19 protein-coding genes, 1 pseudogene and 1 riboswitch are annotated in these 19116 nt (G+C 46.9%); of the genes and pseudogenes, 15 read left to right on the top strand and 5 right to left on the bottom strand.

Going from position 1 to position 19116, the window contains the following annotated elements; all coding sequences use genetic code 11:
- Nucleotides 1–22 precede the first annotated feature (22 nt).
- Nucleotides 23–871 (top strand): PfkB family carbohydrate kinase, encoded by an 849-nt coding sequence (locus AC1HDP_RS12450; RefSeq protein WP_479639014.1) that lies wholly within the window; start codon nt 23–25, stop codon nt 869–871.
- 190 nt (nt 872–1061) lie between these two features.
- On the opposite strand, the gene AC1HDP_RS12445 is transcribed toward AC1HDP_RS12450, so the two are convergent.
- Complete coding sequence (locus AC1HDP_RS12445; RefSeq protein WP_479639013.1) at nt 1062–2711, bottom strand: electron transfer flavoprotein-ubiquinone oxidoreductase; 1650 nt, start codon at nt 2709–2711, stop codon at nt 1062–1064.
- 210 nt (nt 2712–2921) lie between these two features.
- Nucleotides 2922–3057: riboswitch (molybdenum cofactor riboswitch) on the top strand.
- Between AC1HDP_RS12445 and moaA the strand changes: the two genes are divergently transcribed.
- From moaA to AC1HDP_RS12385, 12 genes are all read left to right on the top strand, one after another.
- The gene (gene moaA, locus AC1HDP_RS12440; RefSeq protein ID WP_479639012.1) at nt 3045–4025 is read left to right on the top strand and encodes a GTP 3',8-cyclase MoaA; all 981 of its coding nucleotides are present in this window, start codon (nt 3045–3047) and stop codon (nt 4023–4025) included. It overlaps the preceding riboswitch by 13 nt.
- Nucleotides 4026–4180: 155 nt before the next feature.
- The gene (moaC, locus tag AC1HDP_RS12435) at nt 4181–4657 is read left to right on the top strand and encodes a cyclic pyranopterin monophosphate synthase MoaC (protein WP_479639011.1); all 477 of its coding nucleotides are present in this window, start codon (nt 4181–4183) and stop codon (nt 4655–4657) included.
- A 4-nt stretch (nt 4658–4661) separates the two neighbouring features.
- Entirely contained in the window at nt 4662–4910 is a 249-nt protein-coding gene (gene moaD, locus AC1HDP_RS12430) for a molybdopterin synthase sulfur carrier subunit (RefSeq protein WP_479639010.1), read from the top strand.
- Nucleotides 4911–4913: 3 nt separating this feature from the next.
- Nucleotides 4914–5363: a molybdopterin synthase catalytic subunit MoaE gene (moaE, locus tag AC1HDP_RS12425; RefSeq protein ID WP_479639009.1), complete on the top strand. Its 450-nt coding sequence runs from the start codon at nt 4914–4916 to the stop codon at nt 5361–5363.
- Nucleotides 5364–5428: 65 nt separating this feature from the next.
- Nucleotides 5429–6172 (top strand): molybdate ABC transporter substrate-binding protein, encoded by a 744-nt coding sequence (gene modA, locus AC1HDP_RS12420; protein ID WP_479639886.1) that lies wholly within the window; start codon nt 5429–5431, stop codon nt 6170–6172.
- Nucleotides 6173–6174: 2 nt separating this feature from the next.
- A complete protein-coding gene (modB, locus tag AC1HDP_RS12415) occupies nt 6175–6852 on the top strand; it encodes a molybdate ABC transporter permease subunit (protein WP_140930082.1) in 678 nt (225 codons plus the stop codon).
- The gene (locus tag AC1HDP_RS12410) at nt 6836–7951 is read left to right on the top strand and encodes an ABC transporter ATP-binding protein (protein WP_479639885.1); all 1116 of its coding nucleotides are present in this window, start codon (nt 6836–6838) and stop codon (nt 7949–7951) included. Before modB ends, AC1HDP_RS12410 begins: the two co-directional genes overlap by 17 nt.
- Before the next feature lie 156 nt (nt 7952–8107).
- Nucleotides 8108–8479 carry a NirD/YgiW/YdeI family stress tolerance protein gene (locus tag AC1HDP_RS12405; RefSeq protein ID WP_479639008.1) on the top strand — a complete coding sequence of 124 codons (372 nt, stop codon included), beginning with the start codon at nt 8108–8110 and terminating at the stop codon, nt 8477–8479.
- A gap of 162 nt (nt 8480–8641) precedes the next feature.
- Nucleotides 8642–9175 (top strand): PepSY domain-containing protein, encoded by a 534-nt coding sequence (locus AC1HDP_RS12400; protein WP_479639007.1) that lies wholly within the window; start codon nt 8642–8644, stop codon nt 9173–9175.
- A gap of 9 nt (nt 9176–9184) precedes the next feature.
- The gene (locus AC1HDP_RS12395; RefSeq protein WP_479639006.1) at nt 9185–9862 is read left to right on the top strand and encodes a response regulator transcription factor; all 678 of its coding nucleotides are present in this window, start codon (nt 9185–9187) and stop codon (nt 9860–9862) included.
- Nucleotides 9863–9985: 123 nt separating this feature from the next.
- Nucleotides 9986–11242 (top strand): sensor histidine kinase, encoded by a 1257-nt coding sequence (locus AC1HDP_RS12390; protein WP_479639884.1) that lies wholly within the window; start codon nt 9986–9988, stop codon nt 11240–11242.
- A 14-nt stretch (nt 11243–11256) separates the two neighbouring features.
- Entirely contained in the window at nt 11257–11931 is a 675-nt protein-coding gene (locus AC1HDP_RS12385) for a TIGR01621 family pseudouridine synthase (RefSeq protein ID WP_479639005.1), read from the top strand.
- 58 nt (nt 11932–11989) lie between these two features.
- Here the strand turns inward: AC1HDP_RS12385 and moeB are convergent, their stop codons facing one another.
- Nucleotides 11990–12754 carry a molybdopterin-synthase adenylyltransferase MoeB gene (moeB, locus tag AC1HDP_RS12380; protein ID WP_479639004.1) on the bottom strand — a complete coding sequence of 255 codons (765 nt, stop codon included), beginning with the start codon at nt 12752–12754 and terminating at the stop codon, nt 11990–11992.
- Nucleotides 12755–12759: 5 nt separating this feature from the next.
- Nucleotides 12760–14004: a molybdopterin molybdotransferase MoeA gene (gene moeA / locus AC1HDP_RS12375; RefSeq protein WP_479639003.1), complete on the bottom strand. Its 1245-nt coding sequence runs from the start codon at nt 14002–14004 to the stop codon at nt 12760–12762.
- 237 nt (nt 14005–14241) lie between these two features.
- Between moeA and ftnA the strand changes: the two genes are divergently transcribed.
- The gene (gene ftnA / locus AC1HDP_RS12370) at nt 14242–14769 is read left to right on the top strand and encodes a non-heme ferritin (RefSeq protein WP_479639002.1); all 528 of its coding nucleotides are present in this window, start codon (nt 14242–14244) and stop codon (nt 14767–14769) included.
- Nucleotides 14770–15100: 331 nt separating this feature from the next.
- Nucleotides 15101–15382 (top strand): annotated as a pseudogene (locus tag AC1HDP_RS12365) (GIY-YIG nuclease family protein); the annotation flags it as partial.
- Between the two features lie 141 nt (nt 15383–15523).
- Here AC1HDP_RS12365 and AC1HDP_RS12360 read toward each other — a convergent pair.
- On the bottom strand, nt 15524–17344 hold the full coding sequence (locus tag AC1HDP_RS12360) for a M14 family metallopeptidase (protein ID WP_479639001.1): 1821 nt from the start codon (nt 17342–17344) through the stop codon (nt 15524–15526).
- 131 nt (nt 17345–17475) lie between these two features.
- Nucleotides 17476–19020, bottom strand: coding sequence for a phosphoenolpyruvate carboxykinase (locus AC1HDP_RS12355; RefSeq protein ID WP_479639000.1), 1545 nt, complete (start codon nt 19018–19020; stop codon nt 17476–17478).
- Nucleotides 19021–19116: the final 96 nt, after the last annotated feature.

Here is a 19116-nt window from a genome sequence, read left to right as displayed (position 1 = left end):
GGTCCCTAGATTGGAAGTGAATATGGCTCGCATCATGCTTTCCGCTAATTTGAATTGCGATAGGTTATTGATTTTAGATAAGGCGTTATCTGTCGGAGGGCGTTATCACTATCAAGACGGTGGCAAGCGTATTGGCGGCGGTGGAGCCAATACTGGCATTGGCTTGTTGTGGGCAGGTCATCAAGTGTCTTTAGCCACGCAAGTGGGCGCAGATACCTTAGGGGATTGGCTGGTGGCGCAAATTAGTATGATGGGCATGGATTGTCATTATATTAAGCGTTATCAGGCTAATACCTGTGAAATGCTACTTATTATTACTCCCGATAAAGAGCGCACTATAGTGCGGCCACTGCGACCGACATTTCAACTTCCCGCGCCGCCCGTATGGTCAAGTTATGATGCCCTATATATCAACTCATCGGCCCAAGGCGCGGCCAGTTGGGCAAAAACTGCTTTGCCTCATTGCTTAGTGGTAGCGCAATTGGCTAAAGATGATCGTGATCGCCCATGCCATATCTTAATTACCTCAGCCACAGATTTAGCTGGATGCAGCCAATTAACGCCGTGGGAGTTTGCTAAGCAAATAGCGGGTGACAGTTTGCAAGCATTTATCGTGACCGAAGGCGGCGATGGCGCCGTGTTGTATCAGGAACATTCAGTGACACGAGTCGCGGCTGTCGCTACCAATGTCGTTGATAGCACCGGCGCGGGTGATGGTTATGCCGCAGGGCTAATTCATGGCTTGATGCTTAAGCAGCCATTAGCGCTGGCGATGGAAGAAGCTGCTCGTTGGGGGGCATTGGCCGTGGCAACAAATTCATCGATTCCAGGTCAACCGTTAGCGGATTACTTAGGCCATACATTAGAGTGATTGTTTAGTTTTGGCATACAAACAATCAGTATTTAAGTTGTTGCTAGTGCTTAATGAATGATAAACCGTGTTTGTGGCATGGCTTGAGGGCAGCAATGATCTGAGTGAATGGGCAGAATGAATGTTCAGAGTTAATAAGGTAACCACACCACAGGCTACATCACTCTGTGGTGTGGTTACTTATGCTTGCTTACATATTGGGGTAATTGGGGCCGCTGCCACCTTCGGGCGTGACCCAAGTGATATTTTGGCTCGGATCTTTAATGTCACAGGTTTTGCAGTGAATACAGTTTTGCGCATTAATCACTAGCTGATCTTGGCCTTCAAGCTGCTGAATTTCATACACTCCAGCAGGACAATAGCGCTGCGCTGGCTCATCAAACTTGGCTAAATTGACCGTGATGGGGATCGCGGTATCCTGCAGGCGCAGATGGCAGGGCTGATCTTCATCATGATAAATATTGGCCAAATACACAGACGACAATTTATCAAAGGTGAGCTTACCGTCAGGTTTTGGGTAGCTAATTTTCACCGCAGCTGCCGCAGGTTTTAGCTTTAAATGATCCGCTTCGTTATCACGCAAGGTAAATGGCAATTGACCATTAAACCAGTTTTGGTCGATAACATTAAAGGCGCCGCCCATTAAGGAGCCAAATTTATGTAACGCTGGTCCAAAGTTGCGCGATTGATAAAGCTCTTTATACAGCCAGCTTTGCTCGAATTTCTGCTGAAAACAGTCAAGATCTTTGCCACTCCTGACCCCTGACATCAATGCTTGAGCCAAAGTCTCAGCCGCTAACATGCCGCTCTTCATGGCGGTATGTGTGCCTTTAATTTTGGCAAAGTTGAGGGTGCCTGCATCGCAACCTAGCAGCATGCCGCCATTAAAAGTCATTTTAGGTAATGAATTTAAGCCGCCCTTAGCTATGGCGCGGGCACCATAGCTGATGCGCTCGCCGCCCTGTAAGGTATTGGCGATAATGGGGTGAGTCTTATAACGCTGGAACTCATCAAACGGGCTTAAGTGCGGGTTGTCATAATTCAAATCAACAATGAGCCCCACCAACACTTGGTTGTTTTCCATGTGATACATAAAGCCGCCACCAAAGGCGCCAGTATCTAATGGCCAACCTGCGGTATGAACCACTTTACCGGCTTGATGCTTGTCATTGGCCACAGTCCAGATTTCTTTGAAGCCGAGGGCATAATGCTGTGGGCTTTTGCCTTTATCTAGCTGAAATTTGGAGATAACTTGCTTGCCTAAATGGCCACGGCAGCCTTCGGTGAGTAAGGTGTATTTAGCGTGTAATTCCATGCCAGGCATATGGCTATCTTTAGGCTCGCCGTTGGCTGCAACCCCCATATCACCAATCAATATGCCTTTAACGCTACCATCTTGATAATAAAGTAATTCACTCGCCGCAAATCCTGGGAAAATCTCCACGCCTAAGCTTTCTGCTTGTTCGGCCAACCAGCGGCTTAGATTGCCGACGCTGATAATATAATTGCCTTGATTGTGCATGGTTTTTGGCGTGACTGAGTGGGGCACGCTTTTAGCGGTTTGCGTCGACGTTAGGTAATAAATTTCGTCAACATTGACCTTGGTATTAAGGGGGGCTTGGCGGTTCTGCCAATCAGGAAAGAGCTCTTTGAGTACTTTTGGTTCAAATACGGCGCCAGACACTATATGCGCGCCGACTTCCGATCCCTTTTCAACCACGCATACACTGATAGTTTTTTTGGCGCTGGCTGCGATTTGCATCAGTCGGCATGCTGCGGCTAAACCCGCAGGTCCAGCGCCGACGATAACGACATCAAACTCCATTGATTCACGTTCCATCTTGCAACCTCAATAAGTCAACTTGCTGTTTTCTTTTTATTCACTTTACCCGAAATTCATGGTCTATCACAGAGGTAATAATACTTTATCTATCCGTTTTAGGGTGTTAGCAATCTGATGATGGTCACATTTATAGCCATTTTTAACGAGCTTATTTGAAAATTTGGTACAGGGGCATGGGATTGAAACTCGGAGTTTGGCTATAATGGGCTATTGACGGTTCTCCGAGCTTTTTGTCCTACGTCACTACAGATACGGACAGATTGCCGTGGTAATTTTGCCACCGTGGTGAGTAAAGAAATGCACTCACCTCCCACACTTGGAAAGGTTAACATGTCCCAGCTTCAAGACAGCTACGGTCGTAAATTTCACTATTTGCGGATGTCAGTGACTGACGTGTGCAATTTCAAATGCACTTATTGCCTTCCCGATGGGTATCGTCCCGACGGCAAGCCTAAATTTCTTTCTTTGAACGAAATTAGCAACCTCGTGGGCGCGTTTGGGGCTGTTGGCACTCAAAAAATTCGTATCACTGGCGGTGAGCCATCACTGCGCAAAGATTTTACTGACATTATTCGAGTGGTTGCCGCTGAACCTAACATCAAGACAATTGCCACTACCACTAACGGTTATCGCCTCGAGCAGCATGCTCAAGAATGGTTTGATGCCGGTCTTAGACGCATTAATGTCTCGGTAGATAGCTTAGATCCGCGCATGTTTTATCAAATTACAGGCGAGAACAAATTTGATACTGTGATGCGTGGAATAGATGCAGCCTTAACTGCCGGTTTTGAGCGCGTTAAAGTCAATGCTGTATTGCTTAAAGATCTTAATGATAAAGACTTGCCCCGCTTTTTAGCTTGGATTAAGCACTCTCCTATCGACTTACGTTTTATCGAACTGATGGAAACGGGTTTAGGTCGCGATTACTTTCAAGCCCATCATTTAGCCGGTGCTGATATCAAGCAGTATCTGCTTGCCAATGGTTGGCACTACGATATGCCTGCGCCAGATGATGGCCCAGCGCAAAACTTTAGTCATCCAGATTACCAAGGCCGCATTGGTCTTATCATGCCTTATGCGCAAAACTTCTGCGCAAGCTGTAACCGTTTGCGGGTATCGGCCATGGGTAAATTGCACCTTTGCCTATTTACTGAATCTGGGGTTGAACTGCGCGACTTATTGCAGACACCAGAGCGGCGCCCTGAACTGATTGAGCGCTTACAGCAGCAATTAGTGCAAAAGAAGCAAACCCATTTATTGCATGATGGCTTAACTGGCGTGACTCAGCATCTGGCTTCTATTGGCGGCTAATACTAGTACTCGTCGTTGACGAGGCTAGCGCGGCGTTATCACTATCAACACTCTGTAGTAACGCTTAGCTGCCATCGCCGCAGTAATTTTGTGCCGCATTAATATTGTCAGCAATACTCATCTGCGGACTCACTTAGATTGAAAAAGGTATGTTTATGACCACAGGATTCACCCACATTAATGCCGATGGCAATGCCCATATGGTCGATGTTACTGATAAGCAAGTGACTGAGCGTGAAGCTCGCGCCGAAGCTTATATTGAAATGGCACCAGAAACCTTAGCCATGATCATGAGTGGCAGCCACCATAAAGGTGATGTGTTTGCCACTGCGCGTATTGCCGGTATTCAGGCCGCTAAAAAGACTTCAGATCTTATCCCATTATGCCATCCATTAATGCTGACTAAGGTCGAAGTGGAATTGGAAGCAGAGCCTGCCCATAACCGCGTTAAGATCACTAGCTTATGCAAGTTATCCGGCAAAACTGGGGTTGAGATGGAAGCATTAACTGCAGCGTCTGTCGCGGCATTAACCATTTATGACATGTGTAAGGCGGTACAAAAAGATATGGTGATATCTCAAGTACGCTTATTAGAAAAACGTGGCGGCAAGTCTGGCCATTTCAAGGTGTAATCTCATGATTAATGTTTTGTTTTTTGCCCAAGTGCGCGAGCTGTTAGGCGTAGCCTCAATCCAAGTACCAAGTGAAGGCATCACCACGGCTGAGCAACTGCGAGCGCATTTAGCGGCGCAAGATGCCAAATGGGCTCAAGTGTTAGGTTCAGATAAATTGCTGGTTGCTGTTAATCAAACCATGAGTCAGTGGTCAAGTGCAGTGGCGGCAGGTGATGAAGTCGCCTTCTTCCCGCCAGTGACCGGAGGCTAAGTTATGATCCGAGTTCAACAGCAAGATTTTGATGTTGCCGCTGAATATGCCTTATTAGCCAATGATAATAGCGATGGCGCTGTGGTTAATTTCATTGGCAAGGTGCGCGATTTTAATGATGGCAGTGAAGTGAGCGATCTGACCTTAGAGCACTATCCTGGCATGACAGAGGCCGTGCTTAATCAGTTAGAGGCTGATGCAAGAGCGCGCTGGCCGCTTAATAAAATCACCATCATTCACCGTGTTGGCACCATGGGGCTAGGTGAGCAAATCGTATTTATCGGGGTCACTAGTGCCCATCGCAAGGCCGCGTTTGCGGCTTGTGAGTTCTTGATTGATTTCCTTAAGACCAAAGCGCCTTTTTGGAAGTTAGAAGGCAAGGGCGACCAACAACAGTGGGTTGAAGCTCGCGATAGCGACGAGCAAGCCGCGAGTATGTGGCAACAAAATTAGGATGATGTATGAATATTTGGGATCAAATGTGCCGAGGCTTGCGTGCTAGCTTAGTGTTAGTTGTTATGGGGTTGTTGGCGCCGAGCGCATGGGCGCAGCCACCTGCGATTGCTGCCGCTGCCAATATCAAGTTTGCGCTTGATGAAATAGCCGCTGAATTTCAGCAGCAAACTGGCCAGCAAGTGCGAATTTCTTATGGGTCATCGGGTAACTTTGTGGCGCAAATTCGCCACGGCGCTCCATTTGAATTATTTCTGAGCGCCGATCACAAATATCTACAACAACTAAACCAAGACGGAGTTGCTATTACGGCGCCGCAATTATACGCCAGCGGTAAGCTCGCCTTAGTGACGCCTAAAAATAGCCCAATAGGTTTAGACCCAGAATTACAAGGGATTAAACAAGCGCTGGCTGAAGGTCAAATCAAGCGTTTTACTATCGCTAATCCTGAGCACGCTCCTTATGGCGAGCGCGCCCAAGAAGTGCTGGAGCATTATGGCTTATGGCAGCCGATGGAGCCGTTTCTCATCTTAGGTGAAAACGCCTCACAAGCGGCGCAGTTTGCCATTAGTGGCTCCACCCAAGCTGGCATTGTCGCCTTGTCACTGACCAAAGCGCCGCAATTTGCCGCTAAAGCCAATATTCTGGAATTACCCGAAAGCGATCATCAGCCACTCACTCAATACATGAGTTTGCTGCCTAATGCTGGCGATACCGCTAAGGCGTTTTATCAGTTTATCTTGTCCGATAAGGCGCAGACTATTTTCAAACATTATGGCTTTGCCGTGCCAGAGTCAGGAAAGCTTTAATCATGGATTGGACCGCCTTATGGCTATCGGTCAAGCTGGCCGCAGTCACAGTGCTGATATTGGTGCCGCTGGCGATAGGTGCAGGGCGCTTATTGGCGTATCGACATTTTAACGGTAAGTCAGCAGTTGAAGCCTTAATCATGGTGCCCTTAGTACTGCCACCGACTGTTATCGGCTACTACTTGCTGGTGGGGTTAGGTAATCAGAGCTGGATAGGGCAATTGATTGAATCTTGGTTTGGTCAGGCGCTGGTGTTTCATTTTTCTGGCCTAGTTGTCGCTTCCATCATAGTGAACATACCTTTTGCGGTGCAGCCCATTCAGCGGGCATTTGAAAGTATTCCGCCGGAACTGCGCGACGCCGCATCTTGCTGCGGCATGAGCCGTTGGCGCACATTTTGGCGCATCGAATTACCGCTAATTTGGCCAGGGGTATTAACTGCGCTGGTACTGTGTTTTTCGCACGTTTTGGGTGAATTTGGCGTGGTCTTGATGATGGGCGGCAATATTGCTGGCGAAACCAAAACCATATCCATTGCCATTTATGACAGTGTGCAAGGCTTTGATTTTGATGCGGCCGGCATGATGTCGCTAGTACTACTGCTATTTGCCATTAGCGCCTTAATTATTACCACCAGTTTATCGCGACGCTTGGGAGCTCAGTATAGTGAACGCCGCTGATTTGCATTGTGTTATTTCCCAAACCAGCCCCATTCCGCTGCAAGCTGAATTTAGCTGTAAAGCTGGCGAGATCTTAGCGGTTGTTGGCCCCTCTGGCGGCGGTAAAACTACCTTGCTGCGCATGATTGCCGGTCTTGGCGCTGCAGGTTCGAGCCAGATTTATTTTGGCGATACCCCGTGGAGTGACGCCAAGCTTGGGGTGCAATTAAGCCCGCAGCAGCGTCATATCGGCTATGTACCGCAGCATTTTGGCTTATTTCCCAATCTCACTGTGCTTGAGAATGTGATGTCTGGCCTTGATCATTTGCCTAAAGAAGGGCGCCGTCAGCGCGCTTTAGATTGGTTAGAGCGGGTCAACCTTGATGGTTTACCCGAGAGATTACCGAGCCAGTTATCGGGCGGCCAAAAGCAGCGCGTAGCGTTAGCGCGCGCCTTAGCCCGTGAACCTAATATTTTACTGCTTGATGAGCCTTTTTCGGCGGTTGATAGAGAGACGCGCGAGCGCTTGTATTTAGAGTTAGCGCGGCTAAAGTCACAGCTCGCGTTACCTGTGATCATGGTAACGCATGACCTTAATGAAGCCTTATTGCTGGCCGATCACATGGTGCTCATTAGTCAAGGGCAAATGCTGCAGCAAGGGGCGCCGCGGGAAGTATTATCTCGGCCAAAAACTGCCATAGTTGCGCGGCAAATGGGACTGCGCAATATGTTTACGTCACAAGTCACCGTCATAGATAAAGGCAACAATCTCAGTTGGTTAAGATTGGGTAATCAGCAGATAGCCTGTGAAGGCACGGCAGGGTTAGAGGTTGGGCAATCGGTATTATGGGTCATTCCTAATGCCGGCATTCGCTTTAACTCTATTAGTCAGGGGCGCTTGTGCCGCAGTTTTAACAAATTAACCGTCAAAATTACTAGCGTGTTGTTGATGGGCGAGTCCGCGCGCCTTCAGGCCAGTATTCATGGGGTTGATGGTATTTTGAATGCTGAAATCCCGCTGCATTTGCTTGAAAAGTTACAATTAGCGGTCAATGTTGAAACTGAGGTGGCATTAAAGTCGGATCAAGTTCACATTCTTGGGGATGATGTTGTTAAATGATCTAGAGTTAATCTGGTGTTCACCATCATTTGGTGCTCAATTAGTTATTATTTCAGCATAATTTAACTAATGATTTAAAGTTAATATCCACCCACATATGCAGTCCATCCTCATTTAGCTACACTCAATGAAGTTTATCTAACGGAGGCTTCAAAAATGTTAAAGAAATTGAGTATCGCATTAGTGCTTGGCAGTTGTTTATCCTTGCCTGCAATGGCAGCTTATACTGGCCCAGGTGCTACCGCTAAAGTGACGGATGCGAAAACTGCCGCGTCAGCTGATGATAAGGTTAATGTGGAAATCACAGGTTATCTTATTCAGGATCTCGGTGATGACAATTACTTGTTTGAAGATGAAACTGGTCAAGTACAAGTGGATATTGATGATAAATTGTTACGTGAACTTGACATTGACGCGACCACACCTGTGACTTTAGTGGGTGAAGTGGACAGCGATATTGGTAGTCAAGAAGTCGACGTTGAAACTATCACTTTGGTTCCTGTTAACAATACTAAAAGTGTTAAGTAGTTGATTCTTAATTTATATTTGCCATTGTTTAATGAGTTAAACCATGGCAAATAGCTCCTCCTCGTTGCCATTGTCGTTACTGCCTAGTGTTAAATTTTTCTATTCTTGGTGCAATTCAGATATTCTGGATTGAGACTATTTAGCTCGACAATCGGAGAGACCATGAAACCTTGGCTTTATGGCTTAGGCTTGCTATTACCCACATTGAGTTTAGGTGCGCTAGCCGATGCTAATTTATATAAGTCACTGAATCAGAGTGATGTGCGCGCGCCATTAACTGTGATAGCTGAGGTCGCCCAATTATCCCCAGGGGTGGTGTCTGAGTTTGAGACCCGCCTTGAAGATAAGGGTTTGGTTTACCAGATTGAGCTAGTTGACACCAAAGATAAATCACACACAGAATTTATAGTTAATGCCGAAACTGGCCAAGTGCTGCATAAATTCACCAGTAAACTACAAGCAAAAGATATGGCGGAATACCGAGCGGCCAATTCACTGGTTGCTAGCAACCATAAAATGAAGCAGTTACTCACTTCAGCCATAGGTAAAAATACTGGTAAATTGATCTACATGAAGCTCGATAATGATCTTGGCATTAATTATCTCGAATTTACTATTTTAAATGGCAGTAAGGCGCAGACGCAGGCATTTGATATCGATCGAATGCAGCCAATCCCATTACTGACCCGGCACTGAGGAATTTGCATGAAAATATTATTAGTAGAAGATGATGCCACCACCCTAGATTACATAGTTAAAGGGTTTCAGGAGCAAGGGTATAATATCGAAACTGCGTCTGATGGCCATCAGGGGTTATTAATGGCAACCACAGGCCATTACGAACTTATTTTGTTAGACCGCATGTTACCGCAACTTGACGGCCTAAAACTGTTAGCCGCGCTGCGTGCGACTGGCAGTCAAACTCCTGTGCTGATTTTGTCGGCACTAAGCCATGTAGATGAGCGCGTTAAAGGCCTGCGTGCCGGCGGCGATGATTACATGACTAAGCCATTTGCCTTCTCTGAGCTGTTAGTGCGCGCCGAAAAATTGATGCAGCGCGGTCAAACCATTCAAGTGATGACAGATTTGAAAGTCGGCCCATTAGAAATGGAATTGCTGACTCGCGAAGTGACCTTAGATGGCAATGAGCTGATGCTGCAACCAAAAGAGTTCCAGTTGCTTAAGTATCTGATGGAGCATGTTAATCAAGTGATTAGCCGCACCTTATTGTTTGAAGCAGTATGGGATTATCACTTCGATCCCCGCACCAATGTGATTGATGTACATATTGCTAAGCTGCGTCGTAAGTTTGAAGAATATGGCCATGGCGAGTTGATTGAAACTGTGCGTGGCGCCGGTTATCGCTTACGTCATCGCCACTAAGCTTGGTTGCGGCTTCGGCCGCTTCTTGTTTTCATCATCATTAAAAGATAACTAGGTGACATGAAAAATATCCGTCCTTACCACAGCAGTGTGTGGCGAATTACTATCATATTTACTTCGCTTGTGACGATCATTATTGGCACCTTGTTATTTTCGCTGTATCGCCAACTGGTGATAGAGCAGCAACATCAGTTGGAATTTCACCTCCAAAGCGAGTATCAGCGCTATCAAGAGTTGGCTGATACTGTGAATCGCCAAAATTTTGCGATTCAAGTGAGTGCGCCCGATCCCAATGGCATTTTAGTGGCGTGGGAAGACGGTGATGTTACGCGCGGCGCCTTATCATTTTTGCCGGAACACTTACCCTTTCTGCCTGAAACTCGCGAGTTTCCTATCTTGACCTTAGGTCATGAAAAGCTGAATATCTATCGCGGTGGTTTGCTGAAGACGCGCTATGGCGATGTCTTGATTGCGAGCCGCACCGACCAGCTGGCGACCTTAATCAATAAGTTTTTAAATGCCGCCACTTGGGCTGTAATGTTTACTATTGTCGTGACCTTGGCCGCTGGCTATTTATTTTCTAAAGCCTTACTCATGCGCTTAGTGCAATACAATAAAATCAGCCAGAAAATCCAGCAAGGTCAGTATGATAAGCGCTTACCTATCAGTCGGCAGTGCGATGAGATTGATGTATTAGCTAATCAGTTTAATACTGTGCTCGATGCCTTTGAGCGCAACTTATTGGCAGTGCGGGGGGTGACCGATAATATCGCCCATGACCTACGCACGCCGCTATCTCATATCCGCATTGGGATTGAGAAGCTAGCGACGACAGACACCAATAATATCGCGGAAGACAGCGCCATATTGCTGGAAGAATTAGATAACTGTTTAGCGACGTTCAATGCCATGTTATCTATCACTCGCATTGAAGAAGGCCAGCAACAACTAGAATTGCAGCCATTAAACTTGCATGAGTTATGCGCCGATTTGCTCGATATGGCGCAAGCCGTGGCAGAAGATAGAGATCAAACCTTAAGTTTTATTGGCGGCGATGATTACAGCATTAAGGCTGATAAATACCTGCTATTTACTGCCTTATTTAACTTGGTCGATAACGCCATTAAATATGCTGGTGATGGCGAGCGCATTGAAATTATTCAGCAAGGCAATCTTATTCAGATTTGCGATAACGGCCCTGGCATTCCTGATGAAGCCAAAGATAAAGTGTTTGATCGCTTAGTGCGCTTAGACCCTAGTCGACATCATGTTGGCACTGGTCTTGGACTGTCGATGGTAAAAGCGATACTATCGCGCCACCATGCCATTATCGAACTCACTGACAACCATCCCGGCTTGATAGTAAGCATTCGATTTTAACGACTAAGACAGTTATGTATCAAATCGTGGCCAATGAGCCAGAGTTTGTGGTGATCAATAAAGCCGCAGGCGTACATTTTCACTCTCAAGACGGCCATGCTGGCGTTGCCGCGCAATTAGCTTTGGATTTGGGTATGGACTTATATCCAGTCCATCGACTCGATACCATTACCTCAGGCTTATTGATTTTTGCTAAGACCTTGCTGGCTGCGCAGCAATTTGGTGAGCTTTTTAGTCAGCATCAAGTGCAGAAATATTACCTAGCCATCGCCGGTAGCAAGCCAGTGAAAAAGCAGGGCAGTGTAATTGGTGATATGGCCAAATCGCGCCGCAGCCAATACAAGTTATTGCGCACCAAAGAAAACCCAGCAATTACCCAATTTTTCTCGCAATCTTTAGTTGCGGGTAAGCGGCTATATTTGCTTAAGCCTTTAAGTGGCAAGACCCATCAATTGCGCGTGGCTTTAGCCTCATTAGCTGTGCCTATTTTAGGGGATAAGCTTTATGGCGGCGATGATAGTGATCGCGGTTACTTACACGCTTGGCAATTGCGCTTTTGTTTTAATGGCCGCGATTGTCAGTTTGCCGCGCTGCCCACAAGTGGCGAGTGGTTTAGCGAAGAAGTGTTGGCTCCAGTGTTAAGCCCATGGCAAGCGCCTGAGGCGTTAAGCTGGCCAAAGCATAAGTAGTTTTAAAAACCGCCTAATGGCGGTTTTTAAATGGAAGTTTGGTCATCAAGCTTGGCAGTTAGTGCGAACTACATACTGGGCAAGTGGGCTGCGCCAGTAATTTCATTTCTCTAAATTCCATGGTCATGGCATCTATCATTAACAGGCGGCCACTTAAGCTGCGACCTATGCCGGTAATCAGCTTAATGGTTTCTGTGGCTTGTAGGCAGCCCACTAGGCCAACCACAGGGGCTAATATGCCTGATTCCACACACGTTAATTGCTGCTCGCCAAACAGTTGGCTAAAGCACTGATAGCATGGTGTATGGTCTTGATAGTCAAAGATTGTGATTAAGCCTTCCATGCGAATCGCGGCGGCTGACACTAACGGCACTTTATGTCGATAGCAGCCGAGGTTTAATTGCTCGCGCACCGCCACATTATCTGTGCAATCCACCACTATGTCGTGCTTAGCTATCAGTTGCTGCATTTGCTCATCATCGAGAACGGCTTGCATTGTCACTATGCGCGTATAAGGATTGAGTTGCTCTAAGCTTTGTTTGGCAGAATTCACCTTGGCTTGGCCAATGTTGTGGTCTTGATGCAGCACTTGGCGTTGTAAGTTTGATAGCTCAACCGTATCAAAATCCACTAAGGTGAGCTCGCCAATACCAGCAACCACTAAGTATTGGCTGGCCGTGCAGCCTAAACCACCTGCGCCTATCATCAACACCTTGGCTTGCTTAATCTTTTCTTGGCCATCAAGATCAATCGATTTAATCGAAATTTGGCGGCTATACCTTAGCATTTCAGCATCGCTAAGGATTTCTTCATGGTGCGACATGGGGATTAATCCAATAGGTAATTAAAAGGCTCAACTAACACTTCACTGCCTGCTGGCGTGTCCCCTTGCATTTGCTCAAGCACTATAAAGCAGTTGGCAAGGGTCATAGAGGTGAGCATGCCTGAACCTTGGCTGCCAGTGGTGGCAACCGTGGCAACGCCATCGGCGCTAGTGCTTAAAATACCGCGCTGATATTCAACTCGCCCCGTTTGCTTGCGAATCGCTTGTTGCAGCGAGGCCTTAATTCGCACTGGTGGCGTTTGTGGTAAGCCTTGTAATTTATTTAGAACAGGCACCACTATCTTGTAAAAAGTCACCATGGAAGATACAGGATTACCTGGCAGCCCGCAGAAAATTGCTTTGGCAATATGACCAAAGGCAAAAGGCTTACCGGGTTTAATGGCGAGTTTCCAGAAAGTAATTTGGCCTTCTTCATCCAAAATTTGCTTAGTGTAATCGGCTTCGCCCACAGACACGCCGCCTGAGGTTAACACTAAATCTGCCTTGCTGGCCGCATTGATAAAGGCTTCGCGAATGGCTTCTGGATCATCTTTAATCACGCCTAAATCAATAGCGTCAACACCGGCGCGGCACAGTAAACCTTGGAGAGAATAACGATTAGAATCATAAATTTGACCATGACCTAACTCACTACCTACAGGCATAAGCTCATCGCCAGTAGAGAAAAACGCCACTTTAAGGCGGCGCAGCACTTTAAGCTGAGAAATGCCTATGGTCGCGAGTACGCCCATTTCGGCGGGGCCTATGTGGCAGCCTTTATGTAAAACTTTGGTGCCTTGGCTGAGTTCTTCACCGCGCTGGCGCACGTTTTCGCCCAACTCTTTAACCGCCTCAAGTAGCACTTGATCGCCATTGACTTGCGCGAGTTCTTGCATCTGCACGCTATCGTAACCCGCAGGCACTGGCGCGCCAGTCATAATGCGGATACAAGTGCCGGACTGATAATCGCCAAGGTAAGGGTGGCCTGCAAATGATTGCCCGATTAAGGTCAGAGCTTGGCCTGCTTGCCAGTCTTGATGGCGAAAGGCAAAGCCATCCATAGCGGAATTAGCAAATGGAGGCAAATCAATGGCAGAAACCAGATCTTCAGCCAGTACCCGACCTAAGGCCTGAGGCAGTAATACCACTTCGGTTGCAGTAATAGCATTGACTTGTTCCAACAATAAAGGAATTGCGGCGTCAGGATGAAGCAAACCTGGTTGGCTACATGGGTCATGGCGGCTTGACATAGGAAGTTCTCTGGGCTGTAAAAATTGGCAATATTATGCCACGGTAGCCTAGGATGATCATGAATTGTGCGCAGATATCCGTGAAAAGTGTGCACTTAAGCCAATCGTATTAATGGTTAGTGGCGAATAAGATTAATTATTATTTTAAATCAATATGTTAATTTTATCAGTGGTTGCAATTTGAGCTTAGGTTGGCACAATAACTCACAAGAATCTGTGTCGTTAAAGGGAAGTGTTATGTTAGCAAGTGCAATGATCGACAAGTTAAATGAGCAAATTAACATGGAATTTTATTCCTCTAATTTGTATTTACAGATGAGCGCCTGGTGCGAAGACAAGGGCTTTGAAGGCGCCGCCAAATTTATGCGTAGCCATGCTGATGAAGAAATGCAGCACATGCGCCGCTTGTTTACTTATGTGAGCGAAACTGGAGGCGTACCGTTAATTGGCGCCATTGCCGCTCCTGCCCATCACTACCAGTCGCTCCTGCAATTAATGCAGCAAACCTTAGAGCATGAACAGTTAATTACCTGCAAGATTAACGAGTTAGCGCATACAGCCTTTATAACCCAAGACTACTCCACCTTCCACTTTTTACAGTGGTATGTGGCCGAGCAGCACGAAGAAGAAAAGCTGTTTAAATCGATTGTCGATCGCATCATTTTAGTGGGTGAAGACGGCAAAGCCTTATTCTTCATTGATAAAGAGCTCGATGCTATGGCAACGCAAGCAAGCGCTAGCATCATGAGTCCAGCAGCGATTTAAGCTTAAATCCATAACAAAGAGCCTAAACTAGGCTCTTTGTTTATTTAAAGCCAACAATACCCAGTGTAAAATCCTTAACCTCGCATTCGCAGTAAGTGCGCCGTCACCATGCTTAGCCAAACTTTGCCATGTATTAGCTATTTAAGTATTTGCTTTAATCTATAAGCTTTTATGGAATAGGCCGTTATGGCTTGCGCCAGTGCTATGGGCTAGTTGGTAGCGCTAGTATGGCCAAGAGCGGCGAGTGAGAAAATTTAAATTTATTAATAACTTACAGATGGATTGCCGATAGTTAAGGAAGAAATGCATGGGCGCTGAAACACTGGCTCGAATGTGGTATTTATACATAGTGCAGTGCCATGCTGGTCAGCTTTACACTGGCATCACGCTCGATGTCGCGCGCAGGTTCAGTGAGCATCAAGCTAACTCTCCAAAAACGGCGCGCTTTCTGCGTGGTAAAGGGCCGCTGACCTTAGTTTATCAAGAAGTGGTCGGCAGTCATGGCGATGCGCTGCGCCGAGAAATCGCCGTTAAAAAGCTTAAACGTCAGCAAAAGTTAGCGTTAATTGATAGCGCCCTCAATTCTGCCGTCTCTTCAATCAGCAATGGTTAGCCGTCTCTTGTTGTCTCATTCGTTGCTTCATTGACTTATTACCATCACTGATGGCGGCGTGTGGCGCAGCGTTTGCCCTTCATTAATGCTTTGATTTAACAGCATCCAATCAAACGTCTGCGCCACTATGTGGCAGTCAGGCTATTTAGCTCTTAACACTGGGTACACTTGATACTGGGCATCAGCATAAGGGCTGCGCCCATAAAACCAAGCAAGCCGCGCCTTAGGGTCGGCCGCAAACGCTTTATCTTGGAGCGCAGTATCAAATTCTTTTTGTAACTGCGGATTATCTTTGAGCATTTGCTGGGCTAATGGCTCAACGGCATAATCTTCCATATATTCAGTGCGAGTGAAAATCGGATTAAAGAATCCCCATTGCAATAACGAATCCGGGGAGTCGGGTTCCAGCAGTAATATCGCTAAATCGCCAAGTGGCTGGCGAGTACTAATCTTCATTGTGCCTTTAGGCAGAGTCGCATTAATGTCTTTTAAGCGACTGGTAGTGCTAACTCGTTGCCTACCTTCATAGTCTTTGTCGCCAAATTGGCGATTAGTAAAAGTGTATTGCTGCAATTTGAGTTTGCTTTCACCCATGAGTGGGCTCATGTCTATGCCGTGAATTTGCAGTCTAGCTATGACTTCGGTCCATTGCGGCAACACATAATAGGCTGATGGTCGCCGAGTTTGTTTATCGCTGCGGGTATTACCTATGAGCTTAAGGTTCTCATAAAGCTTGGGCTCGCCCGTCCAGCGCACCACTTTATCACCGCTAATAGCGCTGGTTTCAACTCGATAATCTATGCCTTTAAAATTCCAACTCTGTGGCTGTGCTTCATCAATCCAGCTTAAGGTCACTAAGCTTGGGTAACGATTCTGATCTTTAGTGATGGCAGCTTTCAGCGAGGCTTGCTTAGCGGCTAAGGTCTGCAAACTTTGCTCTAACAGTACATAGGTGCCTAATACGCGCTGGCGATAAGGCTTTAAGCTGTGGTTTTCGACTAACACAGTAGGCAAATGGCGCGCATCACCATAACCATTTGAAAATCTCGGTTCTGGATTCCAGTGGCTCATGCCTTGGCTGATATCTCGGTTATCAATGGCAAAGACTAAGGGGCCTGGAATGTGGCCATGTTGGCTGAGGCTCATCTCCACCGCGGGGCGATATTCACTATCAAACCAAGTATTAATGCTTGGGCTTAAGCCTTGTTTGAGGTTATAGCCAAAGGTGATGTCATATTGATAGTCGATACCATCAGTGACATGCACATCTAAATATAACGACGGTTGCCACAGATGAATGGCTGGCAATAATGCCTGCATTTCAGCGCTGTCGCTCTTGGCGTAATCGCGGTTTAAATTGAGATTTTGAGCCGTAGTGCGCCAGCCGCTAATCTCAGGGCCGCGCTGATTAACGCGATTAAATTGCCCTTGGCGCTCATGGCCATCGACATTAAATATGGGAATAAATAGCAAATTGGCATTATCGAGCAGGTGCGCCTTCGGGCCTGTGATTATGTCTCGAATTAACATCATGCCCGCATCTTTACCGTCAATTTCCCCTGAGTGAATGCCAGCTTGCACTAACAGGCTAGGTTTGCGATTGGACCTTAGGGCGGCGGCATTATCAGCGCCCTCCTTAGAGACTACATACATCCAGATATCGCGCCCCTGCGGGCTTTTACCTAAGCTTATCTTGTTAATTTGGGATGATTGCGCCATTAACTTATCTAGGTAAGCCATAGTCTGTTGATAGTTTGGGCTGGTTAACCCTTGGCTAAGCTCAAAGGCCGTGGCTAAGGGGTGCTGGGGTTGGAATAAGGATTCGCTACTACCTTGCCAAGGCGTTGTTGGTGGTAATAATTCGTGGGTTTGACTTAAATGCGCAAAATCAGTGGCCGCAACACACGCGTTGGCAAAGAATAAGCTTACCGCCAAGGTGGACTTCATAACTAACCTAAACATGCTCTATCCCTGCACCTATAATTATTTGCAGCCATTCTGGCACATAAAAGCAAGGAGGGCATTAGCCCTCCTTGGATGGTGTTAGCTGCTGAGCATAAAGCTTAACCCTTGGCAGCTGTCACTGGCTGAGATTAACTGCCCTTGGGGCCTGCGCTGCGAATAGAATCAGGCACTTGGTATTTTTCAAAGTTAGCATTGAAATCTTGCGCTAACTTAGTGGCGTATTGTTGATAGGCCGCCTTATCTTGCCAAGTATTGATAGGGTTAAGTAACTTGCTATCGACCCCAGGCACGGCCAGCGGAATATTAAGATTAAGAGTGGCTAAATGCTCAGTCGCCGCGCCCACTAACTTACCTTGCACTATGGCATCAATCACAGCGCGGGTGGTTGGGATATCAAAACGCTTACCTATGCCATATGGGCCCCCAGTCCAGCCAGTATTGACTAAGTACACTTGGCTGCCAAACGACTCAATGCGCTTCATCAGTAATTCAGCATACACGCCGGCAGGGCGTGGGAAGAAAGGCGCGCCAAAACAAGTAGAGAAGGTTGATTCAATTGCCGCCGATGATCCCATTTCAGTAGAACCCACTTTGGCGGTATAGCCAGATAAGAAGTGATAAGCCGCTTGCTCTTTAGATAACAAGGATACGGGCGGCAATACCCCTGATACATCGCAGGTTAAAAACACTACTGACTTAGGTTCGGCGCCGCGATTTTCTAATTGGCGTCTAGCAATATGTTCCAGCGGATAAGCGGCGCGGGTATTTTCAGTGAGGCTAATGTCAGTAAAATCAGGTACGCGCTTTGCGTCTAACACTACGTTTTCCAGTACGCAGCCAAAGCGAATCGCATCCCAAATCACCGGCTCGTTCTTCTGGCTTAAATCGACACACTTAGCGTAGCAACCGCCCTCAATGTTAAACACGCCGCCTTGAGCCCAGCCGTGTTCATCATCACCGATTAAGAAGCGGCTAGGATCGGCGGACAGCGTGGTTTTGCCAGTACCTGATAATCCAAAGAATAAGGTGGTATCGCCAGCTTCACCTACGTTAGCAGAGCAGTGCATTGGCAGTACGCCTTTGGCGGGCAGTAAGTAGTTTTGCACTGAGAACATGGATTTTTTCATTTCACCGGCATATTGCAAACCCGCTAATAACACCTTGCGCTCAGCAAAGTTTAAAATCACACAGGCTTCAGAATTGGTGCCATGACGGCTAGGGTCGCAGACAAAACCAGGCGCATTAAGGATTTGCCATTGCGGCTTATTGGCTTGATTAAAATGCTCGGGAACAATAAACAGGTTGCGCGCAAATAACAGATGCCAAGCATATTCTGTGGTGACTCGCACTGGCAGATAGTGCTCAGCATCGGCGCCGACTTCAAACTCAGACACAAAGGTATCTTTATCACTGAGATAGGTTTCAACTTCTTGCCATAGCGTATGGAAAGCACTGGCATCGAATGGGCGGTTTACTTTGCCCCAATCTATGTTGGCTTGGCTATCGGCATCCTTGACGATAAAGCGATCATTGGGGGAGCGACCGGTTCTTACACCTGTAGTCGCGACTAATGCGCCATTGGCTGTGAGTTGGCCTTCTCCCTTGGCAAGAGAAAGTTCGACAAGCTCGGCTATTCCAAGATTGGTATACACGCGGGGTACACATGCCGCCATGATAAGGTCTCCGTTATTGGCTAAGAGTGGTTCGGTCTGCGCCGAATTAATTTCAGTTTTGTAACTATTTTGTTTGTTCAGTGTAACTCGCTGTGG

This window comes from Shewanella sp. ISS20 (assembly GCF_056522965.1).
The sequence above is the reverse complement of the archived record's forward strand: the minus strand, read 5'-3'. Positions and strand labels throughout refer to the sequence as shown.